Raw genomic sequence first — 24,320 nt, 5'->3', positions numbered from 1 at the left:
CCTATTCCCTCCCGCTCCTCTTTCTCCTGTAATAAAAATATCGATCTATCGCGATTCCTCCAACGGCAGAAATGGCCGTTGCTATAATGGTCGGAAAAACGATGTCCGTCGGGGAGTGGGAATCGTAATTCATCCGAATCGCAATGACAGTAGTTGGAATCAACGTTACGCTAGATGTATTGATTGCTAAAAAAGTGACCATCGAGCGGCTGACCGTTGTTTTTCCTCCATTTAGTTTCTTTAGTTGTTCCATGGCTTTTATACCAAGAGGCGTAGCTGCATTCCCCAATCCGAATGTGTTTGCCATCATATTGGAAAGTATATACCCCATAGCGGGATGATTAGCAGGCACTTCAGGGAATAGCCATCTCATGAACGGCTTGAACAAGTTGGATAGTTTATCTAACAGCCCCGATTCCTCCGCTATTTTCATCAAACCCAACCAAAAGACAAGTATGCTCATCAGTCCCAGGCAAAGGGTGACCGCTTCCTTTGCGCTGACAAATAAAGCTTCATTCACCTGATCCATCGTCCCATTAATCATGCCAAAGACAATACCGATCACAAACATCCCGACCCAAATGTAATTAACCATTGCGTCCGATTCCCAATACCGCTTCAAATACCTCAGCCCATGAAGATTGGAATGATTGTTGCTTGAAGCTTTCTTTTGATTCCCCATAAAAAATCGAACGCGTACCTATTTTCTTACCATCGAGATAGATGGATGCTCTTCCGACCACTTCCGGGATCTTCCTTTTATCTTTCCAAGCCTTCTGGGGCTTCAACAATTTCATTTTCACATTGACCAATTTTCTCTCTTCTTTTGTTAGTGGGTACGAAAAATCATTTTTAATGTAAACATGTCCTTTATACATTTTATTTTCCATATTTTTCACCATGCCTTCAGGTAAAATTTCTGTCGGCTTATAATCCTTAAAGGCTAATTCGTACATTTGTATATGATCATTCCAATCATCCGGACCATTCAATGTCACAGCAATCAGGTCATGCTCGTTTTTTGTTGCCGTCGTGACCAAGGTCCGTTTTGCTAGTTTGGTATACCCTGTTTTCCCCCCTGTGCAATACTCATATAATTGTGTAAGCAGGCGATTTTTGTTTTTCCATACATAATCCCATTGTTCTGTGGAATTAGGTGCCCTGTGTTCCTTTGTGCCGGAAATCTTTGCATACGTTTCATTTTGCATGGCATAACGAGTGAGTATGGCCATATCATATGCGGTTGAATAATGGTTCTTCGTATTATCCAAACCATGTGGATTTGAAAAATGGGTATTTTTCATCCCGATTTCTTCCGCCTTTTGATTCATCATCCAGACGAATCCATCCAGGCTTCCGCCAACCTTTTCGCTGATTGCGACTGCTGCATCATTACCTGAACGAAGCATCAAGCCATAAACCAAATCTTCGAGCTTAATTCTTTCTCCTTCTTTTAAATAAAGGGAAGAACCCTCCGTCCCGAAGGCATTGCTGCTTACCTTCACTGTTTCATCCATTTGTCCCGATTCAATAGCCAAGATAGCCGTCATTATTTTCGTAATGCTTGCTATGCGATTCTTTTCATGGGCATTCACTTCATAAATGACCCTTCCGCTATCCTCATCCATTAAAATTGCACTATGGGCACTTACGGATACATTTGCTTTGACGCTTTGTACAGGTGCCATAAAAGACAACAGGAGAATGACGATACACAAACTTGATAACCCTTTATATGGAAAACGCATGAGTGCCCCCTCGTCTCTTTACTTGTTTTTGTACAAGTTTATGCAAAGGGACAAGGGTTATGAATAAAAGAATGTAACCCTCCATGATATCTACTGATTTTCAAGGGCATAAAAAAAATCGATAGGAGGACATGCCCCTATCGATTTAGTGTTCTATCATACTAATAATGCAGCGATTTCATCAATTTTCTTAGCTCCGAATACCACTTCTTCATCATTGATGATCATGGCCGGCACGCTCATGACTTTATATTTCTTCTTGATTTCCTGGAAATTGCTTATATCGACCATTTCAGCTTCAACGTTAGGGTTTTCAATCGCTATGCGCTGTGCACCTACTACAACATCTGGACAGTAGTGGCATGCCAATGAAACCATAACCTTAATGTTCGCTTTTTTACTGATTCCCTTAATTGAATTCAGTACGACTGAATCCAATGCTTGACCAGGTCCGGCCAGGTTATAGATAGCCAAAATGAAAGAATTCAACTCATGGCCGCCTGGTACACCGTGGTATTTGACGCCACTGTATTCACCATTTGCATTTAAGAGGGAAACGACAGGGAACTTATCTGCATTGATTTTTTCTTCAATTTCCGTATTTTCCCCCTTGTTGTATAACTCAAGATGAAGCTTATCTCCTAATTCCGCAACATCCAACAAGAAGTCTCGCAATTCGACTGATTTTGGCAAACTTTTATCGACGATGGACACCAATGTAACGTCGCTCTCCATCTTGCCGAAGATTCCTTTTAATTGGCCACGTAACGCATCACTTAATAAAGCGCTCTTGCCTGCTGGGACAGCGGCCTGTTCTTTTTTCGCCGGTTTTTCAACTTCAGGTTCATCTTTGATTCCTAGGCGATCTTTTTCTTCTTCAATATATTTACCGGCATCCGTTGCTGCAATCGCTCCATCAGATACAGCTGTGATAATCTGGCGTAAGGATTTTGGCCTTAGGTCGCCCGCCGCATATACACCATTCACATTAGTCTTCATATCATCATCGGTTAAAATGTAACCAGCATGATCCATTTCGATATGGCCCTTGAAAATCTCTGTTTTCGGCTCGTAACCTATGAAAACGAATACTCCAAACGTATTGTCTTCTTCCTTAGCCTGATATTCAAATTCTTCTTTAGTCGCGTTATTGATGAAACGTGCACTTTGAATCATCCCGTCTCCATATACCCCAAGGATTTCCGTATTGAATTTCACTTCAATCTTATCATTTGCCATTACTTTATCAACAATGGACGGGGCACACGAGAAGTTTGATTCTCGGGCGATGATTGTAACTTTTGTAGCAAAGCGTGTCAGGAATATTGCTTCTTCAGCGGCTGCATATCCTGCCCCGATAACGAAAACTTCCAACCCTTCAAAGAATTCACCATCACATGTTGAACAATAAGCTACACCGCGGCCAGTAAATTCCTCTTCACCTGGAAATCCTAGTGTTCTTGGAGAAGCACCCGTTGCAATGATGACCGCGCGTGCATGGTAGTCCCCGCCAAGGGTTTTAACGACTTTCACCTCACCGGAGAAATCCACGCCCGTTACATCAGCTTTGGCGAATTCAACGCCAAAATCTTCGTTTTGAAGCTTCATTTCTTCAACTAACCTAGGGCCCGATATATGACGGATACCAGGATAATTGGCTATTTCCGACGTAGTTGCAGCTTGTCCGCCGCCAGTCCCTTTTTCAAGAATTATTGTTTTTAACTTAGCTCTTCCTGCATAAACGCCGGCTGAGAGGCCCGCAGGTCCGCCACCAATAATTAATAAATCATATATTTTTTTCATCTTTTGTGCTCCTTGCTGAATGATAATACGTGCAAAACTGATTATTTTGAAAAACAAAAGGCACTTATTTTAGGTAAGTGCCTTTTGTCATAAGATCTTGTAGGACGAATTGTCCCAGTAATCGTAATCAATGCTGGGTATGTCCATTACCTGTTTAAATGGACCATCCCATTAAAATTAAAGTTTACCTACAAGGTCTAGGCTTGGTTCAAGAGTAGCTTCACCTGGAGTCCATTTTGCAGGGCAAACTTTATCTCCATGTTCCGCTACGAATTGTGCAGCTTGAACTTTTCTTACAAGTTCTTCAGCATTACGGCCAATTCCTAGGTCATTAATTTCGTATGCTTTAATTTGTCCTTCTGGATTTACGATGAAAGTTCCACGTAGAGCCAATCCATCTTCTTCAATCAATACACCGAATTGACGGGATAAAACGTTTGCTGGGTCAGCTAACATTGGATATTGGATTTTACCGATTGTATCAGTAGCATCAGCCCACCCTTTGTGGCTGAAATGAGTATCTGTTGAAACTGAGTAAACTTCACAACCAATTTCCTTGAATGTTTCATAGTTATCTTGAAGATCAGCTAATTCAGTTGGACATACGAAAGAGAAGTCAGCTGGGTAGAAAAAGAATACTGCCCATTTTCCTTTAACATCTTCAAGTGTAACTTCTTTGAATTCTCCTGCATGGTAAGCTTGTACTTTAAAATCTTCAACTTGTTTATTGATCAATGACATAATAAATTCCTCCAATAGCTAATTTTTTTATCTGCTCCTGTTTATAATAATTATTAAATAGAAACTAGTCAATAAATATACCTTAATAATTTTTAAGTTCACAAATTGGTCACAGTTTTTATATTGATATAAATTAATTATTTTTAAAAACCCATAGTACTTAAAAGTAGCATATTTAACACATTTCCAATGTTATTTCAAGGATTTAAATAAGACACATGCTCATTATTTCGTGAGATGATATCATCTCCTTTTCAATCTAATTATAATATCCAAATGAGAATCATAAGTCGCTTTCAAATAAAATTTGCTGCTCCCTCTTCATATCTTTCCCAGATTTTCCCTAAAAAATTCTTGATACAAAATTTCAGGCAAAAAAAAAAAACGAAACTTCATGACTCGTGTCAGACTAAAGACAAATTCGATGAAAATCAAGTTTGTCTTCAGTTTTTTTGAGGGTCTGTAAAAACTCCAACGTTTGATTGGAGCGTAGGGCACTCGCTTTCCGCGGGCGGTCCGCCCTCTGCGCCTTTGCGCCTGTGAGGTCTCCCTTGGACGGGCTTTTCCCGCAGAAGCCTCGCACACCCATTCCAATCAACTTTGTTTAACTTTTAGATAAAACAACTTTTACCTTCAGTTATTTGTTTTAAAATACAAGTATTAAGGTGATAAAGATGCTTTTTTCAGCGAGATGATTAGTTTAGATCAAATGGTACCATCGTCGTAAAATGAAGGGCGCCATTGATTTAAAAAGGGTTTCGGAATGAAACCATTCCGAAACCCTTGTCTACAAACTGAAACTAACCTTCACGACTCGTATATTTGTAATTGGTTCTCCAAAGACTTTCCTATATTTTAGTTATTGCTTTTTCCAAATAAGCTTTTTCGCTTCGGTGAACCTTACGGCTGTTTTTGGCCAGTTTACAATGTCCCACCATTTGTCCACATATGCTGCCCGATTATTTTTATATTGCAGGTAATAAGCATGTTCCCATACATCAAGAACAAGGATTGGGATCGTATCCCACTGGGTCAAAACCATATGCAATTCCGATTGAAGTATTTCTAGCCGCCGCGCACGCGGAACCCAGACTAAAATTGCCCAGCCAACACCTTCTACTTGCTTGGCAGCTTCACTAAAATGACTTTTAAAAGCTGCAAAGCTTCCAAAATCCATCTCAATCTGTTTAAGTAAATCCCCTCTTGGCTGTCCGCCCCCTCCCGGAATCATCACTTCCCAGAACAGCGTATGGAGATAATGGCCTGATCCATGAAAGGCTGCTTCCTTTTCCCAATGTTTCAACAAGGAAAAATCATTCGTTTCCCTCGCTTTTTTCATCATCAATTCCGCTTTATTCAGACCATCTACATATGCTTGATGATGCTTATCATGGTGCAGATACATGATTTCCCTTGAAATCGTCGGTTCCAACGCATCATAGGCATAAGGTAACGGCGGTAGCGTATGCTTCCCAATCGGCACTGATTGCCTTTCCTGTATATTGAATTCCCTAGCAAGTTCTTCAATTTCCTCGTAGACCCGAGCCATCTCTTCTTCAATCAGGACCATATCCTCATAATCCATTTCTTCCTCATCCATATCTTTTGTCAACTCGGAAAGCCGTTCAATATTTGACAGCAATGGCGAATCGGTGATATCGATCTTCTCAAGATATTCCATCACTCCATCAACCCAATCACTTACCTCTTTAGAATAATCTCTTACTTCAGACATCTTGCAACCTCCTCTTAACCTTTATGCACATAAATCATCAAAGTATTTTATGTTTCGATTAAGCGGAGATTCCATTTATAGCTAAAAAAAACAGCAAGGCCTATTAAGCCTAGCTGTTTCATTATCTTGACTGTAACATTTTCGTCCGGTAATCCGTTTCATAAAACTCCAATTCTTCACGCATGGTCTGGAATCCACTTTCCACGGCCTTCAGAATGGATATAATGCTGTCAGGTACACTTTGGTGAAATTTAATCGAGTTTTTTCCTGTATAGGCAGATCTGCTGTCCTCAAACCACCGATCTGATTTTGGGGAAAAGTATTCTTCGATACATTGATGATAAACTCTATAAAGCGTCTTTTCAGCTGCAGCTTTATTGAAAACATCATTTTTCAGAACGATTTGGCAAGCCTCCAAGCCCTCTTCACAACTTACAAGCATTCTTCTTAAACTAGAAAGAATCCCTTTATAATAGGTTTCATCCCCGCTTTTTTCCTCTTGCAGCTTAGAATAGGTCGTCTCATTTATAAATTCTTCTAACTGAGCCACTGTCGTTTCTAAAAAGCCTTTTACATCCTCAAGCTGAGATTTTACCAATGTATTCCCCAACCGTGAACCCTCCTCAAAATGATTAAGATTGAATAAAATAGTCAACATGTGATTCTATATCATATGGTTTAGCTTGGTCAATAGATATAAACACTTTCTCCAATTTTTCAAAATCTATATTTTCGAAATAACCAGCCAGCTCTTTTTCTGCATTTATATATATACGTTTTCGGTTAACCAGGCTCGGGTCTTTGAGTAGACAGACCATGGCAATGATATCAGCCATATAAATATCTCTGTTAGGGCTTTTGAATATAGGATTGGCGGGATATGGGGTCCAACGAGTTACCATCTCATCAAAATAGCGAAGATACAGTACATTCAGCGTCTTTTCTTCTCCATCCTTTATGAATTGTATAACGGATCGATTAAAGAAGTCCTCAGGTGAATTTGACTTTTCCTTTTCAAGCCCAAATCCATTGCATGCTACAATTTGCACCCGCAATCCCCCCGCATTCATTTTTTTCTATATTATCACAATTTAAAGAAAAATGTTATTCGATTGTTTGCTGAAATTTTTCAAAAAACAGATCGGCTTCACCATTTTCAAAGCTATCATCCGAATTATCGGCTAGAGGCGGTAATTCATCTATGGAATTCAGGCCGAAGTAATCCAAAAACTCTTTTGTTGTCCCATATAAATAAGCCCTGCCTGAGCCTTCAGCACGTCCGACCTCTTTTATTAAGACTTTAGTGACAAGCGTATGAATGGGGCGTTCCGTTTTCACTCCGCGAATTTCATCAATTTCAGCTCTAGTAATCGGCTGCTTATAGGCAATGATAGCGAGTGTTTCCAAAGCCGCCTGGGACAAGCCTTGAGTGCTTGATGTTTCCACTAGTCTTTTCAAGTAATCCGAGTGCTCTTTCTTTGTCGTCATTTGATAAACACCCGCTATTTCAATCACCTGAATCCCGCGTACATCCGATATATATTCTTCCTTTAAACTTTCAACGATGTCCGTTGCTTGATATTCCGTAATTTCCAGGACAGAGGCAATTTGTTTGATGGAGAGCCCTTCATCTCCGGCAGCAAACAATAATGCCTCAAGAATCCCTTTCCAATTAATAACTTCCAACTGGTTCTACACCTTCCTTAGCAGCAATCATGATCTCCGAAAAATTATCTTCCTGTTCAACGATGATTTCATTTAATTTCATCAGTTCCAGCACCGCCATAAAAGTGATGACGATATGCTCTTTAACCGGGAGCGAAAACAGTTCAAAAAAACTTTTCTTCCCTTTAATTGATTGTAACTCAATCATGATTTCATCCATTCGTTTCTCTATCGATATCTCTTGTTTCGTTACTTTCGTGTAAAGAGGCTTTTGAATTTTTTGCCTTCGCAGCAGTTTTTGCAGAGCCCCCAACATATCGTATAGACTTACGTTCAACTCTTGTTTATCACTTTCCGCTTCTTTAACATAAACAGATAAATCACTTGGGGGTTTAGTGAACATCAAGCTGCGCTCTTCTTCCATCCCTTTTAATTCTTCAGCTGCAAATTTATACTTTTTATATTCTAATAGTTTTTCCACAAGCTCATCCCGTGGATCTTCCTCAAATATTTCCCCATCTTCATCAATCAATTGTTCATCCTCATGCTTTGGCAGCAACATTTTACTCTTGATGGCAAGCAGTGTTGCAGCCATCACCAGATATTCGCTGGCCACATCCAATTCCAGATGCTGCATCGTATGGATGTACCCTAGGTATTGATCTGTTATATCAGCCATCGGAATATCATAGATGTCTATTTCCAGGCGATTAATCAAATGCAGGAGTAAATCCATCGGACCTTCGAAAGCGTCAATTTTAATATTATAACCCATTAAATTACCTCATTTAAATCTAATTGGCCGATAAAGGCCTATTTCTTTTACTTATCAAGTATAGTGGATTGCCGCCCTTTATCCAAATAATAATTTACTGTCCTCAGAAAAGTTCTTTAAATGGATTTCCGACAAATGGGTTGATGCCCAATCACATTCCGAAATCCAACATAACCTAGAAATGTAAGAATAGCAGAACAAAGGAGGTACTCATTATGGGTGCAGGTGGTTTTGGACACGGCGGCGGATTCGCGTTTATTGTAGTATTGTTCATTTTATTAGTTATCGTCGGTGCTTCTTGGTGTTAAATGAAGGCTGATGAATCAAGCTGATTGCCTTGCAATCGGCTTTCTTTATTTTCCAAGAAAAAATTCTATGCTAAACTTATTGAGTATACATTGCGTGTGTTAAGCTATGGAAAATTGCTTTTTGCCTTACCTTACTTGATTCCATCAAACAAAAGGGGTGCTCCTATTGAATTACGCGGAAGACTACCTTTCTTTCCTTTTCCATTTCCATGGGACAAGGGATTACTTCGAATGTCATGAAATTCTTGAAGAATATTGGAAGGAAACCGCACCAAAAGAGCGTGACTCTCATTGGGTCGGGCTCATTCAAATTGCGGTTGCCCTGTATCATGATCGTAGGGGAAACAAAAAAGGGGCTGCAAGGACCCTGTCTAAAGCCCTGTCAAATCTTCACTCTAAAAAGACCGAGCTCCTGAAGTTGGGACTCGATCCAGAACGACTGTTCAAATTGCTCGAGGACACCCATGAGCGAATGTTATCACCAAAGCCATATGAAAGCATTAATCTGCCGATATCGGATCAAAGCTTGATCGAAAAATGCCAATCCATGTGTTTGCATGAAGGGTACATATGGGGTGCAGATAGCGACATGGCTAATTCATCAATAGTCGATAAGCATCTAATGCGCGATCGTTCGGATGTCATTTCTGAAAGAGCTCGACAGCTATCCCTTAGAAAAACAAGAATGGAGGACCGCCCTTAAAGGTGGTCCTCCATTCAAGCTTTCATATTCAAAATTATTCACACTTGTCAAGAAAGCTTTCCGTAAACTCATTTGCTTTTAATTCTTTGTCAGGATATTGTTCCTTGATGGCCCTGACCATCGTTTTACCGATACCTTGCTTCCGAAAGGATGGATTTACAGATATATGTTGTATCTCAATGTGGTTTGGAGAGACTTCTATCCCGATCAAGCCAGTAATCTCTTCATCTTTCCATAAGAACAGCTGTAGATTTTCATCCGTTTCATAATTCTTCATCGTATTTCGAAGCGTTTTTATCTCTTTTTCATTTGGCATGAAAGATAATAATCCCATGGCAAACTTCTCATAACTTTTCTTATACTTAATCAACATAATATCCCTCGTTACTAAATAACGTTTTTATTATCTTTCTGTTTCCAATTAATTTGCTTTGAATAATAATCCTCACATATAACATTTACATCATACATAAAAACCTCGTTCGTTTCAACATCACTTTCAGCACTTGATTTATCGATGTGCTATATGCTAAGCGATAAATAGCCAGTATACGATTCCCCACATCAAAGCGATAATAAGCATCATAAGTAAAAGAGTCTTATTACTTTTCCTCATCCCATACTCCCTTTATGAATGGTCCAAATATTTAAATAACGAATTCATTCTACTATAACTTAACACAATCTGACAAATATCCTTGCAATCTTGCTTCAATTTTACTACATTGGTAAAGTGATATAGGTTCATTGAGTGCCCTTCTTAGGTATAAAAGACAAAGATACACCCAACTTCTTCGTTAAAAAAACATAGCTTTCTTGGGCTATATAAATTTTTTTCCGGAAAATATGTATCTTTTTTATCCTTTGTTTCGTCAAATACTATGAATCTGATATAAAGTGCCGCCCTTTTATTGAAAGATTCCCAATTCAGCAGGAAAAGTTAAGGAGGATTATCATGAAAAAAATGAATAAATGGGTCATTGTAACCATTTTATTATGTCTATTATTGCCATATAAAGCTTTTGCAGATGCAGCTGTTGGTGAAATGATCGTCACACTTGGTGAGAATTTGACAAATGAACAAAAAAATATGATTTTATCAGAAATGAAAGCACCTAATGATGTTGAGGTTCTAACGGTTACAAATGCGGAGGAACATGAATACTTAGGAGACTATATCGCTAGCCGTCTGATCGGTACAAAAGCGATTTCATCTTCTGCCATTACTTTGGAGGAAAAAGATACCGGACTTAAACTGGAGTCGAAAAACATTAACTGGGTTTCCGATGAAATGTATATCAATGCACTGGCAACTGCTGGAGTAAAAGATGCTACCGTTTATGTCACCGCACCTATACCCGTTTCCGGTACAGCGGCTTTGACAGGGGTCATTAAAGCCTATGAAATCTCTGCCGACAAGAAGATTCCTGAAGATGTGAAACAGGCAGCGAATGAAGAAATGGTGAAAACAGCAAAATTGGGTGACGAAATCGGTACAGAGGAAGCCTCTGCACTGGTTACGAAAATCAAAGAGGAAATGGCTGCAAATCCACCAGCCAATACCGAAGAGGTCCGCGAGGTTGTCGAGTCTTCAGCAAAAGACCTTGGAATCGCCTTAAATGATGATCAAGTCCAAAGTTTAATTGATTTATTCAATAAGCTAAAAGAATTGGATATTGATTGGAACGCTGTCGGTGATCAGCTTACTGCAGCTAAAGATAAGCTTTCCAATTTTCTTGAATCCGAAGAGGGTCAATCGTTTCTTGATAAATTGAAAGAAGTCTTCAGTAGTTTAATAGACGCGATCAAATCACTTTTCAGTTGAATCAAATAAAAAAAGGATGGCCAATGCCATCCTTTTTTTATTCTTTATTGACGACTGCCGCTTCATGAAGGGCCAAATCCAAATGGATAAGATCTTCGTACGTCTCGCGTTTGATGACCAACCGTGCTTCTCCATTTTCGGCAAAGACGACAGCGGGTCTTGGAATCCGATTGTAATTATTAGACATGGAATATCCATATGCCCCTGTACAAAATACCGCTAAGACATCACCGCGGCCAGCTTTTGGCAATGGTAAATCCCAAATCAACATATCTCCGCTTTCGCAGCATTTCCCAGCAATGGACACTGTCTCTTCTACAGGGTCAAGTGGCCGGTTTGCAAGAATTGCATCATACTTTGCTTCGTAAAGAGCTGGACGTATATTATCACTCATGCCCCCATCAACGGCAATATATTTACGGACATTAGGCACTTCCTTTTCTGAACCTACCTTGTACAGTGTCACACCGGCGTCTCCGACTAATGAACGCCCTGGTTCGATCCAGATTTCTGGCATCACTAAATCAGAATCAGCAATCAGGTTCTGCACTTCCCTGACGATTTCCTCGACATATTGAGACGCAGGTAGCGGGTCATCCTCTTGTGTATACCGGATCCCGAATCCTCCTCCGAGATTCAATACCTTTGGTTGAAACCCTATCGAGCCATGCCAATCATTCAACTTACCGATAATTTTTTGGGCTGCAAGAAGGAAACCGGTCGTTTGAAAAATCTGGGAACCGATATGACAGTGCAGTCCTAGAACTTCCAGAAATTCACTTTGCAGTGCTTGTCGAAGGGCTCCTTCGGCCTGGCCGTTTATAAGATCAAAACCAAATTTCGAATCTTCTTGCCCTGTCAAGATATAATCATGCGTATGGGCTTCGATACCTGGTGTTACACGAAGTAGGATTTTCACCTTTTGTTCACGGTTTGTACAAATTTCCTCCAACAGTGTCAACTCTGAAAAATTATCGACTACTATACAGCCAATGTCATAATCCAAAGCCATATGTAGCTCTTCTTCACTTTTGTTATTTCCATGAAAGTGAATCCGTTCAGTTGGGAAATTTGCTTTAATTGCCGTATACAATTCCCCCGCTGAGACAACATCGAGAGAAAGTCCTTCTTGCTCAGCCAACTGGATCATGGCAATCGAAGAAAAGGCCTTACTTGCGTAAGCAACTTGAGCTGAAATCCCCAATTCCTCAAAAGTTTTCTTGAACCCTCTTGCCCGTTCGCGAATTAGCTCTACATCATAAACATATAATGGTGTACCAAATTTTTCGATCAGTTCGATCGTGTCCACTCCGCCAATCTCCAGATGTCCATGTTCATTGACACCACCGGTTCCGTACAAATGCATATAGCCTCACCTTCCTGACTTAAAACTAAAGATTAATAAGAAATGAGGCAGCCTCAAATAAAGAAACCCTGCTTAAGTGATAAAGGGTCCTCTATATGAACAAGCCTCATCCGAATCCTAAATATTGTTCTCTATGACTGCTTAGTAGTTCGAAGGGAAAGACAGATTGGTTTAAACTCCAAAGAGTCATAGTTGCTCTATCTCTTTGTGAAGCCTAACATTACCGCTTTATCCGAATAAAATTAAATTACCACAACTTTTCGACAACATCAACCTTTAGATTTTCTCGGCTGCCTATATAGATCCTGGGGATGTACAATACTCGGACGTTCTATAGTACCTGGATAAGGCCTTCTAAATATTATATGTGACAAGGCCTTTGGCTGAAACGGGAGAAGCGGCCATAAATAAGGTGTATTTAACGTTTTTATATTAGTAAGCATAATAATGTAGAGTGTGATGCCTATAATTAAGCCAGGCACTTTAAATAAAGCAACCAACACTAGCAGGACTAAACGGGAAATTTTATTTGCAACCCCTAATTCCAAACTTGGAGTGACAAATGTACCGATTGTCGCTACGGAAGCGTAGAGAACCACCTCAGGAACAAATAGGCCAACATCTATCGCTATCTGTCCTATCAAAACTGCCGCAACCAAGCCCATTGCCGTAGAAAGCGGGGTCGGGGTATGTACGGCTGCCATCCTTAAAAATTCTATCCCAATATCGGAAATGAAGATTTGGATTATAATGGGTATATGCGTTTTCTCATTCGGCCCGATATACTCGAACTTCTCCGGCAGGAGGGAAGGCTCTAAACAAAACAATAACCAAATCGGCAGTAAGAATAATGAAACGAAAATCCCGAGAAACCGGACCCAGCGCACCAAGGTTCCAACGGCAGGTGCCTGCCGATACTCCTCAGCGTGTTGCATGTGATGGAAAAGAGTGGACGGGGTAATGATGACACTCGGTGACGTATCCACATAAATAAGGACATGCCCCTCAAGCAAATGCGTTGCCGCCACATCAGCCCGTTCCGTGTATCTGACAAGCGGGTATGGGTTATATCTTTGCTTGACGATGAACTCTTCGATCGTTTTATCAGACATCGTTATGCCATCAACCTCAATACTATTCAATTCCTTACGAATGATATCTATCAAATCTGGATCGGCAATATCTTTAATGTAGCCGATGGATATATCCGTTTTCGATCGTTCCCCTACATGCAACATTTCGAAACGTAATCTTTCATCCCGGATCCTCCGTCTTGTTATCGCTGTGTTAACGATGATATTCTCAACAAAACCATCCCTTGATCCACGGACGACTTTTTCCGTATCGGGTTCTACTGGCTGTCTCCCGGGATAACTCCTGACATCTACAACCAATCCTATTGGTTTACCATCAACAACAATGACGATTAAACCGGATAATACCTGATCAACAAGCTCATCCATCGTCTTTATTTCTTCAACGGATTGGTGTACGAGCAAATCTTTGACTGCATCAAAAACTTTAGTAGTCAAGATTTCAGCATTTTTGTTATGAATAAGAGATTCGAGGATTTCCATGATGAACTCTGTATCCGTCAACCCGTTTATATAGTAAAGATGCACATCTTTTCTAAGGACCTTTATCCTTCTTACCCCTAAGTCGAAGCTGACGCCCAGACCTACTTTCTCTTTCATGTACGCGTCAACTTCCGCTACCCTACTCGGAATCGGTTTCATGTTTTCAGGTTTTTCTGAAGTCATCATGACCACTCCTTTCCAATATGATTTCCACCGCTAGCTTCGTTATTGGTGCTCCTCTTTTAAAATCGTCCTGATGGGACATTTTTCCGATATCCCCTATCCCCACTACTATGGGAACATGCAATTGATCGATGCAATACACCGTATCTCCTGTAATCTTGCCCAGTTCAAATTCCTCGGCGCCGTATTTATCAACCCCGTTCGGTGTCAAATTGCCATCACGGTCAATACAGATATCCACCTTGGTCCATTCTTCCCTTCTAGTCTTTGAAGCGACCGCTATCACTCCAAGGACATTAATATCAGGGTGACCGGTAACTACCTTCATTGCCTGTTCGCCGGATCCTTCACCAATAAAACCGCTATCATCAAACATGACCAATACAGGATCATACTTCGCCTTTTTTATTAATTCAACTAGCTCCAAGCCCGTATATCGTGATGGATTACCCTGGGACATGGAGATACATCTTCCCCCAATTTCCTTGGCTACATGCTCGACAGCCCGTTTCGCATACTCATCTCCATCCGTAATCAATATCACTTTTCTTTTGGTCACCATCTTGGGCCTACCTTTCATCATCAGGAATAGTTACCTCATAAACTTATAAATCGACAAAATAAATCCATTGGAATAATGATCCGGCTATTTTTCCCAATACGAGTGCCATTAACAGATAAATGATTTTCTCTTGAATTCCGATTCGCTTTGACAGAACCGGAAATACATTCAGGACTTCAGTTAAGGCAGCAGCAAGCATCCCATTAAAGATCCCGTCAGCCAAACCGATCGGAATTAATAAAAAATGCGGGAGGGAAAATTCCGTTTCCTGTAATCCGAACCATGTTCCTGCGACAACGCCGGCAATGATAGCGCCTTCGTAGTAATGTATCATTTTCATTGTTTTTGTCAGTTGAGTCAGTCTCGGAATCACCCCAAGTACAGTTAAAAACGCTACAAAACCAGCACCTGTCGCAAAACCCCCGGCTAAACCGACAAAGATTCCGAAGATGATTTTACCGGTCATCAAGGCGGCGCACGTTCTCCTTATTTTCATTCATGATTACATAACTGTCCAAATCCTGCTGATAGTTGAACATTTCAACCTCGAGCGGACTAGGTTCCTCATTGAAGCGTTTTTTAAAGAAGTGATTAAAAAATAGAATCATGCCTATACCAAGACCGAAGCTGTATGGGATTTGGATCAATAACGGCTTATCTTCCACTTTTCCCGTTATTATAGTAAAGATTTTTTGATGCACTTCCCCCATGCTGACATCCACATGAAAATTCATGATCGTCATCCCGCCGCCGACAAATAACAAAAACCAAACTAAGGCGAATGTCAGGTATGACATTTTCTTTTTCGAGAGGATGATTTCGATGATCGTTTGGGAGGGCCCGAATGTCTCCACTTCAATATTCTGATCCATTTTGCGGATGGCCATGATAACTTGAGCCAAATCAATGACAATAATATTCCTATCTTCCTTCTTGACCGTTAATAATATGATTTCTTCAATTATGGTAATCACTTCTTCAGGTCCGATTATCCTTGCAATATCTTTTATCCTCACCGTTTGATTTCCCTTTACTTGTACACGGTTCCTCATCCTGATATATACAACTGCCACTATCATCACATCCCGACCTTTTATTTCCTTATGCTAGTAGTATGGATTGGAAACTGATTGAAAATGCAGAAAGTGAACCATGTCCAAATATTACTAAATTGAAAACAAAAAAAGACACGCTGCAATGACAGCATGTCTTTTTGATTTACATTCATACATTAATGAGTGGGGAAGAAAATCAGCTGAACCAAAAATATCAATCCAAAAATATAAATGAGCGGATGTACCGATTTTCCTTTTCCACTGAATACCTTCATAAGGGGATATGTAATGAACCCAATTGCAATCCCTGTAGATATACTTGAAGTAAGCGGCATCGTTAAAATGATCGCAAATGCCGGAAAAGCTTCATCAAAAATTTTCCAATTGACTTTAGCCAGTCCTTCCATCATGAAACATCCTACGATGATTAAAACCGGAGCTGTAATTGCTTGAACTGAAGAAATTGCCGATATTAATGGAGAAAAGAAAATCGATGCAGCAAACAAGATTGCCACGACAGTAGCGGTTAATCCCGTACGTCCGCCTGCGGCCACTCCCGTGCTCGATTCAACATAGGCCGTTGAAGGGCTTGTACCAAACATCGAGCCGACTGTCGTCGCAATCGCATCACCTAAAAAGGCTTTCTTGGCACGAGGGATTTTCCCATCTTTCGTTAGTCCTGCCTGTTCCGTCACGCCAATCAAGGTTCCTGTCGTATCAAAGATCGTCACAAGTAAAAAGGCGAAAACAATTGAATATAAAGAATTCGTGAAGACCCCAGCAATATCGATATCGAAAAATACCGGTGTTGGAGGTACAGATAAGACCCCATCGAAGTTGAGCAAACCGATAAAGTAGCCAATGATTGCCGTAATGATCATACCAATGAAAATTGCCCCTTTAATATTACGGGCCATAAAAATCAAGGTAATGAATAAGCCTGCTAACGCTAAAACGGTTCCAGGCTGATGCAAATCGCCAAGCGTCACCATCGTTGATTCATTAGGCACTACGATTCCAGCATTTTTCAATCCGATAAACGCAATGAATAAACCAATTCCGGATGTGATGCCATATTTTAATGAGTTAGGAATCGCATCAATTATCATTTTACGCAAGCTTGTCACGCTAATTAATAGAAATAGCAAACCAGCAATGAAAACCGTACCGAATACAGTCTGGTATGAGAGGCCCTGTGCCCCCACCACGCTGGCAAAATAAGCATTCAAACCCATACCTGGTGCTATCGCAATCGGGTATTTTGCAACGAGCCCCATGATAAGGGTACCAATCACCGCTGATATGACCGTTGCCATGAAAACTTGTTCAAATGGAATTCCGATTGAAGACAATAAAGCCGGATTCACAATAAGGATATAAACCATAGTTAAAAATGTCGTAACACCCGCCATGACTTCTGTACGGACATCCGTCCCATTTTCTTTCAGGGAGAAAAACTTTTCCATAAACATTTTTTAGACCTCCAGATCTAAAGGAAACACCGACAACCGTTTGCACGAAAAGGCAAGGTGTCCTAAAATTGTACTGCATCGACGCTTTTCGTGATCATTATTCGTTGAAAGAAAGATAAAAAACGAATGAGAAACGCGACCTTTACTATAATATTCGTTTTTAATCCTAAATTCAACTAAAAAATTCGATCCCCACTCATATTTTCATCCTACCTGATAAGGAATCACTTTTACTTTTTCCTAAAATCAAGATTTATTTTCAGGTCAATAAAAAAACCACATGAATCACTGATTCATGTGGTTTTTCATTTGCTGAAGAATCTTCTTTTCCAGCCTTGACACCTGGACTTGGGAAATACCAAGCCTTGCCGCCACTTCTGATTGCGTCTGATCTTTATAATACCTCAGGAAAACAATCAGCCTTTCACGTTCATTCAATTCATGTATGGCTTCTTTCAAAGCGATTTGATCGAACCAGGATGTTTCATTATGGTCGGCAATCTGGTCAAGAAGAGTAATCGGATCTCCATCATTTTCGTAAACCGTTTCATGGATGGATGAAGGGCTCCTGCTAGCTTCTTGGGCCATGATGATTTCCTCTGGCGACAGCTCAAGGTGTTCCGCCAATTCATTGACAGTCGGAACACGGCCATACGTCTTTGAAAGTTCCTCTTTGGCCCTGCGAATTTTATTCGCCATTTCCTTTAATGACCGGCTCACTTTAACCGTTCCGTCATCACGGATAAAACGTTGGATTTCACCAATAATCATAGGCACAGCATACGTTGAGAATTTCACTTCAAACGATAAGTCAAATTTATCCACGGACTTCAACAGACCAATACAGCCTATTTGATAAAGGTCATCCGGTTCGTAACCTCGATTGAGGAATCTTTGCACGACTGACCATACAAGCCTCAGATTGCTATTTACAATCAGATTCCTCGCATCTTGGTCACCGCTCTGGCTGCGTTGGATTAAATTCCGCAATTCCTCATCTTTTAAATGGGGCTGGCCTTTCTTGCTCTTCTCGTTTTTAACCTCCACATCCATATGCAAGTCTCCCTTAATTGCACAAAGCTCTGCTTGTAGTTAAGTGCTTTTTTAATCGAATGATCGTGCCTTCGCCCTTATGGGAAATTATATTGATTTCATCCATGAAGTTTTCCATGATGGTGAATCCCATACCGGAACGTTCAAGTTCGGGTTTTGTCGTAAATAACGGCTGTTTAGCCTCCTCGACATCTTCAATGCCCAGTCCTTCATCCCGGATGGTCAATTCCACAGTATCTCCTTCGATGACCACTGAAATGTAGACCCAACCTTCCGGATCACTCTCATACCCATGGATAATCGAATTTGTAACGGCTTCCGACACGACAGTCTTGATCTCTGTCAATTCATCCATCGTCGGGTCCAGTTGGGCGATGAAAGCCGCAACAGTTACCCTGGCAAAAGATTCATTTTGGCTAAGTGCAGAAAATTTCGTTTCCATTTTATTTTTCATCTTAGGCAACCCCCAGTCTTTGCAAAGCGTTTTTTTCGGATAGTTCCATTTTAACAATTTTAAACAACCCTGACATCTCAAATAACCGCTTTACTGCTGGAGAAATTGCACAGACCACCATTTCACCTTGCTTTTTGTTTACCTGCTTATAGCGCCCTAGAATAACTCCGAGTCCTGAACTGTCCATAAAATCCAATTCTTCCATGTTAAGGATAATATGCTTGATATTATGCTTTTGAATGGCTGCCTCTGCCTGGTTTTTCAATTTTTCTGCTGTATGATGATCTAAATCACCTTTGAGACGAATGCACAATACGCGATTTTTCGCCTCCATATTAATCGTAAGACTCATTATATACAGCCTCCTTCACTGTCTTATAAAGAGTCAAATTCTCTTTTTCACCTGCCGATTCCTCCTTACTAGCAAAACTAGTGGAGTTTCGCCTAAATTAGTACGATTAACAGGCATTGCGACAATTTATTCTATTTCGCCTGGGTAAACATGCCGAAAGCCCGTTTATACAATTGCCACCAGCTGGCATTTTCAACAGTTTCCTTCGCAACAATCGGAGATTCGACATACACCTTACCATTTTTCTTCAATTCAAGCGTCCCAATTTCATCACCTTTTTTAATCGGGGCATCCAAATCTTTATCAAGCGTGATTTTTTTTGTAAAGTCCTTTGCCGTTCCGTTTTTGGCTGTCAAAACTGAAATAGGTTCACTCGTCACTCCCACCACGGATTTCTTTTCGCCTTTACTTAACTTAGCTTCACCTAACACCTCGCCGCGTTTATAAATAGGGTATGTGATGTATTGTGAAAATGCATAATCCAGCATCTTGGTGACCTGAGCGTTTCGTTCCTTTGGAGAAACAGCTCCGAAAACGACGGCAATGACACGCATATTCCCTTTTTTAGCAGTCGCTGTCAAACAATACTTCGCTTCATTTGTGAATCCTGTCTTCAGTCCATCGACCCCAGGATAAAATTTCACCAATCTGTTCGTATTGACAAGCCAGAATTTCTTTTCGGTATTTTCACGGAGATAATCTTCATATGTACCCGTGAACCTTGTAATCGTATCGTATTTCAATAATTCCTTCGCCATGATCGACATATCATGTGCAGAACTGTAATGATCTTTAACAGGAAGGCCTGTTGCGTTTTGGAACTTTGTATTTTTCAACCCGAGGTCTTTCGCCTTTTTGTTCATTTTCCTAACAAACTCTTCTTCCGATCCTTCAAGACGTTCAGCCATCGCCACCGATGCATCATTCGCCGAACCAATCGAGATGCCCTTGAGCATTTGTTCTGTGGTCATTTCTTCACCTGGCTCGAGGAAGATCTGGGAACCGCCCATCGATGCTGCATACTCACTAGTCCTGATTTTCTCCTTCATGCTAAGTTCGCCTTTATCGATTGCCTCCATGATCAGCAGCATCGTCATGATTTTCGTCATGCTTGCCGGTGAAAGACGAACATCTGCATTTTTATCATAGAGAACAGTACCTGTATCCCGTTCAATCAAAATAGCGGATTTAGCATTTGCCGCCAATTCGACTCCTTTTTCTTCAGCTGCTTTTGTATGCGGGATGCTAAAACCCATTGCTACCAATACGGTTAAAAATAGAGAAAGAATCCGCTTCATCTCCATACCCTCCAATCTTTATAGATTTTATTTTTTCCATTAAACCCATTTTTATACAAATAAAGATGAAATTTGAACATATACTGGATAACAAGTAACAAAATTAACCAAATTAAAAGAGGATGCGCATGGGCATCCTCTTTTAAACATTCAATGGGATAGACGTAAAAAGGCCGCTCAAAAGCGCGGCCTTTTTTTGGAAAATGTTTATTCCATGATCTCTTTATAGATCAATGTAGGTTTTTCTATTTTCTCTTTTGAAATCGCAATGCTCTCATACAATTTTTCTTTTACCTTTGAAACATCTTCAAAATTGCTGTAAATCGTCACAAGGGATTCACCTTTTGCCACCGTTTCCCCGATTTTTTTACGAAGTACCAGTCCGACTGCCAAATCAATCTCTGATTCTTTTGTCGCCCGCCCGGCGCCTAACAGCATGGCTGCCGTTCCTACTTCATCAGCGATGATTTCCGATACATATCCGTCCTCTTTCGCTTCCAGCTCGAAAGTATGGGCAGCCTGCGGTAGTTTTTCCGGCTGATCTACAACCGAACCATCGCCTCCCTGCGCTTCCAGGAAAACCTTGAATGAGTTAAGTGCAGAACCATCCTTAATCGCTTTTTCCAGCAAGGTTCTTGCTTCTTCCAGCGAGCTAGCCTTTTTGGCAAGATACACCATATGGCTTCCTAGTGTTAAAGAAAGTTCCGTTAAATCTTCCGGTCCCTCTCCTTTAAGCGTATCGATGGCTTCCTTCACTTCTAAAGCATTTCCGATTGCGTAACCCAACGGTTGGCTCATATCGGAAATGACAGCCATCGTGTTTCGCCCCACATTGTTTCCAATGCTAACCATTGCATGCGCCAACTCTTCGGAATCTTCGAGAGTTTTCATGAAAGCGCCCGCTCCTGTTTTAACATCAAGTACGATTGCATCAGCACCAGCTGCGATTTTCTTACTCATGATCGAGCCAGCAATCAAGCCGATACTGTTAACGGTAGCCGTAACATCGCGCAATGCATATAACTTTTTGTCGGCTGGAGTCAGGTTACCACTTTGTCCAATGACAGCTATCTTATTTTTATTAACAAGTCGAATGAACTCGTCATTTTCTATTTCGACATGAAATCCTTTTACAGACTCCAACTTATCGATCGTTCCGCCTGTATGGCCAAGACCGCGTCCTGACATTTTTGCCACTGGAACACCTACAGCAGCAACCAATGGTCCAAGCACCAGAGTTGTGGTATCGCCAACACCGCCTGTAGAATGTTTATCGACCTTAATTCCTTCAATCATCGATAAATCAATTTGATCTCCTGATTCGACCATTGCCATGGTTAGATCAGCACGTTCCTGCTCATTCATGCCTTTGAAATAAACAGCCATTGACCAAGCGCTCATTTGGTAATCCGGAATCGATCCATCGGTAAACCCTTTGATGATGAACTGTATTTCTTCTGTAGTAAGAGCCTTTCCATCACGCTTTTTCTCGATTAAATCTACCATTCTCATATTAGAATCCCCACTTTTTTTAAGACACCGCTTCTCTTTAGGTGTACTTGTATTTTTTTTGGTTCGTTTTATATGTCTTTAACGATATTCTTAACAAATTCCAGAAAACTGCTTTTCACTTTTTCTGTCGTTTCAATTACCTCTTCATGCGACAAAGGCTGATCCAGAATGCCTGCGGCCATATTGGTAAGGCATGAGATTCCGAGCACCTTCATATCACTATGCCTTGCTACGATAACTTCCGGAACTGTCGACATACCAACTGCATCCCCGCCAAGGATCCTTGCCATTTTCACTTCTGCTGGTGTCTCATAGGTCGGTCCTGTATTTCCGATATAGACGCCTTCTTTAATATCCAATCCTAGTGAAGCTGCTATTTTTTTTGCTTGCGCCCGAAGGTCTTTATTATAAGCCTCCGACATATCAGGGAATCTAGGGCCGAAACGCTCTTCATTAGGACCAATCAATGGGTTTGCCCCCATTAAATTAATATGATCCGTAATGAGCATCAAGTCACCTGGTTCATAGCTTTCATTAACGCTTCCGGCAGCATTCGTTACAATTAGCTGCTCAACACCAAGAAGTTTCATTACACGTACAGGAAAAGTGACCTTCTCCATAGAGTAACCCTCATAAAAGTGGAAACGTCCTTGCATGGCTACAACTTTTTTGCCACTTAAATGTCCAATGACAAGCTGTCCAGCATGTCCTTCAACAGTCGATACAGGGAATTCCGGAATTTCGTGGTATGGAATCGTTATGGGATTTTCAATTTCATCCGCCAATACTCCAAGTCCGGAACCAAGGATCAGTCCTATCTCCGGAGAACCTTCAATTTTACTTTTTATAAATGACGCAGCAGTCTCTATTTTATTAAACATCTATTTAATCTCCCCTAAATTTAGATCGCCCAATATATTTTTCCCGAAGGCAGGCATTTTCACATCAAAATTAGCAGCGACCGTCGCCCCAATATCAGCAAATGTATCTCTTATCGGGAGTTCGGCACCTTCTGTAAATCGTTTGGAATAGACTAATAATGGTACATATTCACGTGTGTGATCGGTTCCTTCATGGACCGGATCATTCCCGTGATCTGCAGTGATGATCAATAAATCATCCTCTTTCAGTTTATCAAGGACTTCCGGCATCCTAGCATCGAATTCTTCCAATGCCTTACCGTATCCCTCGGGATCGCGGCGGTGACCGTATAAAGCATCGAAGTCGACCAGATTAAGGAAACTTAACCCTTTGAAATCCTGTTCTACCGTTTGGATTAATTTATCCATTCCATCCATATTGGATACGGTCCGTAATGATTCAGTGACGCCTTCCCCATCAAAGATATCCGAGATCTTCCCGATTGCGAGCACATCATATCCAGAATCTTTCAACTCATCCATTACTGTCCGGTTAAAAGGCTTCAATGCATAATCATGACGGTTTGGCGTTCTTTTGAAGTTGCCCGGTTCACCTGTGAACGGTCTGGCAATCACGCGTCCAACCTTGAACTCATCAGCCATTGTCACTTCACGGGCAATTTCACAAATCTTGTATAATTCGTCTATCGGGACGATATCTTCATGTGCAGCAATCTGTAATACGGAATCAGCTGATGTATATACGATCAGCGCACCCGTTTTCATATGTTCCTCGCCAAGCCTTTCAATGATTTCCGTGCCGCTTGCCGGGACGTTCCCAATAATCCCCCGACCCATCTTCGCCTCGAGTTCATTGACTAATAATTCAGGGAAACCATCTGGAAATACACGGAATGGAGTCGATATGTTCAATCCCATGATTTCCCAATGTCCAGTCATCGTATCTTTTCCTGTAGAGGCTTCCTTCATTTTCGTATAGTATGCGAGAGGTTGCTGAGCTTTATCAATTCCCTTGATTTCACGGATATTGCCTAAACCCAATTTTGCGAGAGTCGGCATGTTCAATCCATTCATTTTTTCTGCAATATGGCCGAGTGTATCCGCCCCTTTATCGCCGAATAAATCTGCATCAGGTGCTTCGCCAATTCCAACTGAATCCATAACTATTACAAATATTCGTTTAAATGCTGAATTCCCTTTCATAAGTCATTCCTCCTAAAATAGTAAATCACTTTTTATACTCCCTATAATA

26 protein-coding genes are annotated in these 24,320 nt (G+C 40.8%); 3 read left to right on the top strand and 23 right to left on the bottom strand.

What is annotated here, in order from left to right:
* Position 1: 1 nt before the first annotated feature.
* The 9 genes from BS1321_RS22315 to BS1321_RS22275 all read right to left on the bottom strand — a co-directional run bounded on the left by BS1321_RS22315 (position 2) and on the right by BS1321_RS22275 (position 8,467).
* Positions 2–595 (bottom strand): nucleoside recognition domain-containing protein, encoded by a 594-nt coding sequence (locus BS1321_RS22315; protein ID WP_063233162.1) that lies wholly within the window; start codon positions 593–595, stop codon positions 2–4.
* Positions 588–1,748 carry a D-alanyl-D-alanine carboxypeptidase family protein gene (locus tag BS1321_RS22310; RefSeq protein ID WP_063233161.1) on the bottom strand — a complete coding sequence of 387 codons (1,161 nt, stop codon included), beginning with the start codon at positions 1,746–1,748 and terminating at the stop codon, positions 588–590. The genes BS1321_RS22315 and BS1321_RS22310 overlap by 8 nt, the downstream gene beginning before the upstream one ends.
* 156 nt (positions 1,749–1,904) lie before the next feature.
* Positions 1,905–3,551, bottom strand: a complete 1,647-nt coding sequence (locus tag BS1321_RS22305; RefSeq protein ID WP_063233160.1) for an FAD-dependent oxidoreductase — start codon at positions 3,549–3,551, stop codon at positions 1,905–1,907.
* Between the two features lie 177 nt (positions 3,552–3,728).
* Positions 3,729–4,292 (bottom strand): alkyl hydroperoxide reductase subunit C, encoded by a 564-nt coding sequence (gene ahpC / locus BS1321_RS22300; RefSeq protein ID WP_063233159.1) that lies wholly within the window; start codon positions 4,290–4,292, stop codon positions 3,729–3,731.
* Between the two features lie 859 nt (positions 4,293–5,151).
* The gene (locus BS1321_RS22295) at positions 5,152–6,027 is read right to left on the bottom strand and encodes a superoxide dismutase (protein WP_063233158.1); all 876 of its coding nucleotides are present in this window, start codon (positions 6,025–6,027) and stop codon (positions 5,152–5,154) included.
* Positions 6,028–6,148: 121 nt separating this feature from the next.
* A complete protein-coding gene (locus BS1321_RS22290) occupies positions 6,149–6,637 on the bottom strand; it encodes a YpuI family protein (RefSeq protein ID WP_034308117.1) in 489 nt (162 codons plus the stop codon).
* A 22-nt stretch (positions 6,638–6,659) separates the two neighbouring features.
* Positions 6,660–7,076: a hypothetical protein gene (locus BS1321_RS22285; protein ID WP_063233157.1), complete on the bottom strand. Its 417-nt coding sequence runs from the start codon at positions 7,074–7,076 to the stop codon at positions 6,660–6,662.
* Positions 7,077–7,131: 55 nt separating this feature from the next.
* Positions 7,132–7,713 (bottom strand): SMC-Scp complex subunit ScpB, encoded by a 582-nt coding sequence (gene scpB / locus BS1321_RS22280; RefSeq protein WP_063233156.1) that lies wholly within the window; start codon positions 7,711–7,713, stop codon positions 7,132–7,134.
* Positions 7,700–8,467 carry a segregation/condensation protein A gene (locus tag BS1321_RS22275; RefSeq protein WP_063233155.1) on the bottom strand — a complete coding sequence of 256 codons (768 nt, stop codon included), beginning with the start codon at positions 8,465–8,467 and terminating at the stop codon, positions 7,700–7,702. Before BS1321_RS22275 ends, scpB begins: the two co-directional genes overlap by 14 nt.
* A gap of 215 nt (positions 8,468–8,682) precedes the next feature.
* On the opposite strand from BS1321_RS22275, the gene BS1321_RS22270 reads away from it, so the two are divergent.
* Both BS1321_RS22270 and BS1321_RS22265 read left to right on the top strand, forming a co-directional pair.
* Entirely contained in the window at positions 8,683–8,775 is a 93-nt protein-coding gene (locus BS1321_RS22270; RefSeq protein WP_081108854.1) for a YjcZ family sporulation protein, read from the top strand.
* A 166-nt stretch (positions 8,776–8,941) separates the two neighbouring features.
* Positions 8,942–9,478, top strand: coding sequence for a DUF309 domain-containing protein (locus tag BS1321_RS22265; protein WP_063233154.1), 537 nt, complete (start codon positions 8,942–8,944; stop codon positions 9,476–9,478).
* Between the two features lie 34 nt (positions 9,479–9,512).
* Here the strand turns inward: BS1321_RS22265 and BS1321_RS22260 are convergent, their stop codons facing one another.
* Entirely contained in the window at positions 9,513–9,851 is a 339-nt protein-coding gene (locus tag BS1321_RS22260; RefSeq protein ID WP_063233153.1) for a GNAT family N-acetyltransferase, read from the bottom strand.
* 582 nt (positions 9,852–10,433) lie between these two features.
* Here BS1321_RS22260 and BS1321_RS22255 point away from each other — a divergent pair.
* Positions 10,434–11,303: a DUF1002 domain-containing protein gene (locus tag BS1321_RS22255; RefSeq protein WP_063233152.1), complete on the top strand. Its 870-nt coding sequence runs from the start codon at positions 10,434–10,436 to the stop codon at positions 11,301–11,303.
* 37 nt (positions 11,304–11,340) lie between these two features.
* Here BS1321_RS22255 and lysA read toward each other — a convergent pair whose 3' ends face one another.
* From lysA to deoB, 13 genes are all read right to left on the bottom strand, one after another.
* A complete protein-coding gene (lysA, locus tag BS1321_RS22250; protein ID WP_063233151.1) occupies positions 11,341–12,669 on the bottom strand; it encodes a diaminopimelate decarboxylase in 1,329 nt (442 codons plus the stop codon).
* A gap of 269 nt (positions 12,670–12,938) precedes the next feature.
* Positions 12,939–14,432: a spore germination protein gene (locus BS1321_RS22245; protein ID WP_063233150.1), complete on the bottom strand. Its 1,494-nt coding sequence runs from the start codon at positions 14,430–14,432 to the stop codon at positions 12,939–12,941.
* The gene (gene spoVAEA / locus BS1321_RS22240; RefSeq protein ID WP_063233149.1) at positions 14,410–14,991 is read right to left on the bottom strand and encodes a stage V sporulation protein SpoVABEA; all 582 of its coding nucleotides are present in this window, start codon (positions 14,989–14,991) and stop codon (positions 14,410–14,412) included. The genes BS1321_RS22245 and spoVAEA overlap by 23 nt, the downstream gene beginning before the upstream one ends.
* Positions 14,992–15,034: 43 nt before the next feature.
* Positions 15,035–15,457 carry a stage V sporulation protein AB gene (locus tag BS1321_RS22235; RefSeq protein ID WP_063233148.1) on the bottom strand — a complete coding sequence of 141 codons (423 nt, stop codon included), beginning with the start codon at positions 15,455–15,457 and terminating at the stop codon, positions 15,035–15,037.
* A complete protein-coding gene (locus BS1321_RS22230) occupies positions 15,447–16,067 on the bottom strand; it encodes a stage V sporulation protein AA (RefSeq protein WP_094246728.1) in 621 nt (206 codons plus the stop codon). The genes BS1321_RS22235 and BS1321_RS22230 overlap by 11 nt, the downstream gene beginning before the upstream one ends.
* Positions 16,068–16,222: 155 nt before the next feature.
* Positions 16,223–17,512 carry an NCS2 family permease gene (locus tag BS1321_RS22225; protein WP_063233185.1) on the bottom strand — a complete coding sequence of 430 codons (1,290 nt, stop codon included), beginning with the start codon at positions 17,510–17,512 and terminating at the stop codon, positions 16,223–16,225.
* A 291-nt stretch (positions 17,513–17,803) separates the two neighbouring features.
* The gene (sigF, locus tag BS1321_RS22220) at positions 17,804–18,571 is read right to left on the bottom strand and encodes an RNA polymerase sporulation sigma factor SigF (RefSeq protein WP_034308137.1); all 768 of its coding nucleotides are present in this window, start codon (positions 18,569–18,571) and stop codon (positions 17,804–17,806) included.
* Positions 18,572–18,584: 13 nt separating this feature from the next.
* Positions 18,585–19,025, bottom strand: a complete 441-nt coding sequence (spoIIAB, locus tag BS1321_RS22215; protein WP_034308139.1) for an anti-sigma F factor — start codon at positions 19,023–19,025, stop codon at positions 18,585–18,587.
* A 1-nt stretch (position 19,026) separates the two neighbouring features.
* Positions 19,027–19,377 (bottom strand): anti-sigma F factor antagonist, encoded by a 351-nt coding sequence (gene spoIIAA / locus BS1321_RS22210; RefSeq protein WP_034308142.1) that lies wholly within the window; start codon positions 19,375–19,377, stop codon positions 19,027–19,029.
* 131 nt (positions 19,378–19,508) lie between these two features.
* Positions 19,509–20,675, bottom strand: a complete 1,167-nt coding sequence (locus tag BS1321_RS22205) for a D-alanyl-D-alanine carboxypeptidase family protein (RefSeq protein WP_063233146.1) — start codon at positions 20,673–20,675, stop codon at positions 19,509–19,511.
* Positions 20,676–20,882: 207 nt separating this feature from the next.
* On the bottom strand, positions 20,883–22,187 hold the full coding sequence (locus BS1321_RS22200) for a pyrimidine-nucleoside phosphorylase (RefSeq protein WP_063233145.1): 1,305 nt from the start codon (positions 22,185–22,187) through the stop codon (positions 20,883–20,885).
* Positions 22,188–22,255: 68 nt separating this feature from the next.
* Positions 22,256–23,068, bottom strand: a complete 813-nt coding sequence (locus BS1321_RS22195; protein WP_063233144.1) for a purine-nucleoside phosphorylase — start codon at positions 23,066–23,068, stop codon at positions 22,256–22,258.
* A complete protein-coding gene (gene deoB / locus BS1321_RS22190) occupies positions 23,069–24,271 on the bottom strand; it encodes a phosphopentomutase (protein WP_063233143.1) in 1,203 nt (400 codons plus the stop codon).
* Between the last annotated feature and the right edge of the window lie 49 nt (positions 24,272–24,320).

Source organism: Peribacillus simplex NBRC 15720 = DSM 1321, from assembly GCF_002243645.1.
Classification (GTDB): Bacteria; Bacillota; Bacilli; order Bacillales; family DSM-1321; genus Peribacillus; species Peribacillus simplex.
The sequence above is the reverse complement of the archived record's forward strand: the minus strand, read 5'-3'. Positions and strand labels throughout refer to the sequence as shown.

Bases quoted from the DNA above. Each gene is read 5' to 3' on its own strand.
- BS1321_RS22315 (WP_063233162.1), bottom strand. From the start codon at position 595: ATGGTTAATTACATTTGGGTCGGGATGTTTGTGATCGGTATTGTCTTT.
- BS1321_RS22310 (WP_063233161.1), bottom strand. From the start codon at position 1,748: ATGCGTTTTCCATATAAAGGGTTATCAAGTTTGTGTATCGTCATTCTC.
- BS1321_RS22305 (WP_063233160.1), bottom strand. From the start codon at position 3,551: ATGAAAAAAATATATGATTTATTAATTATTGGTGGCGGACCTGCGGGC.
- ahpC (WP_063233159.1), bottom strand. From the start codon at position 4,292: ATGTCATTGATCAATAAACAAGTTGAAGATTTTAAAGTACAAGCTTAC.
- BS1321_RS22295 (WP_063233158.1), bottom strand. From the start codon at position 6,027: ATGTCTGAAGTAAGAGATTATTCTAAAGAGGTAAGTGATTGGGTTGAT.
- BS1321_RS22275 (WP_063233155.1), bottom strand. From the start codon at position 8,467: ATGGGTTATAATATTAAAATTGACGCTTTCGAAGGTCCGATGGATTTA.
- BS1321_RS22270 (WP_081108854.1), top strand. From the start codon at position 8,683: ATGGGTGCAGGTGGTTTTGGACACGGCGGCGGATTCGCGTTTATTGTA.
- BS1321_RS22260 (WP_063233153.1), bottom strand. From the start codon at position 9,851: ATGTTGATTAAGTATAAGAAAAGTTATGAGAAGTTTGCCATGGGATTA.
- BS1321_RS22255 (WP_063233152.1), top strand. From the start codon at position 10,434: ATGAAAAAAATGAATAAATGGGTCATTGTAACCATTTTATTATGTCTA.
- lysA (WP_063233151.1), bottom strand. From the start codon at position 12,669: ATGCATTTGTACGGAACCGGTGGTGTCAATGAACATGGACATCTGGAG.
- BS1321_RS22245 (WP_063233150.1), bottom strand. From the start codon at position 14,432: ATGATGACTTCAGAAAAACCTGAAAACATGAAACCGATTCCGAGTAGG.
- spoVAEA (WP_063233149.1), bottom strand. From the start codon at position 14,991: ATGGTGACCAAAAGAAAAGTGATATTGATTACGGATGGAGATGAGTAT.
- BS1321_RS22235 (WP_063233148.1), bottom strand. From the start codon at position 15,457: ATGACCGGTAAAATCATCTTCGGAATCTTTGTCGGTTTAGCCGGGGGT.
- BS1321_RS22225 (WP_063233185.1), bottom strand. From the start codon at position 17,512: ATGGAAAAGTTTTTCTCCCTGAAAGAAAATGGGACGGATGTCCGTACA.
- sigF (WP_034308137.1), bottom strand. From the start codon at position 18,571: ATGGATGTGGAGGTTAAAAACGAGAAGAGCAAGAAAGGCCAGCCCCAT.
- spoIIAB (WP_034308139.1), bottom strand. From the start codon at position 19,025: ATGAAAAATAAAATGGAAACGAAATTTTCTGCACTTAGCCAAAATGAA.
- spoIIAA (WP_034308142.1), bottom strand. From the start codon at position 19,377: ATGAGTCTTACGATTAATATGGAGGCGAAAAATCGCGTATTGTGCATT.
- BS1321_RS22205 (WP_063233146.1), bottom strand. From the start codon at position 20,675: ATGAAGCGGATTCTTTCTCTATTTTTAACCGTATTGGTAGCAATGGGT.
- BS1321_RS22200 (WP_063233145.1), bottom strand. From the start codon at position 22,187: ATGAGAATGGTAGATTTAATCGAGAAAAAGCGTGATGGAAAGGCTCTT.
- BS1321_RS22195 (WP_063233144.1), bottom strand. From the start codon at position 23,068: ATGTTTAATAAAATAGAGACTGCTGCGTCATTTATAAAAAGTAAAATT.
- deoB (WP_063233143.1), bottom strand. From the start codon at position 24,271: ATGAAAGGGAATTCAGCATTTAAACGAATATTTGTAATAGTTATGGAT.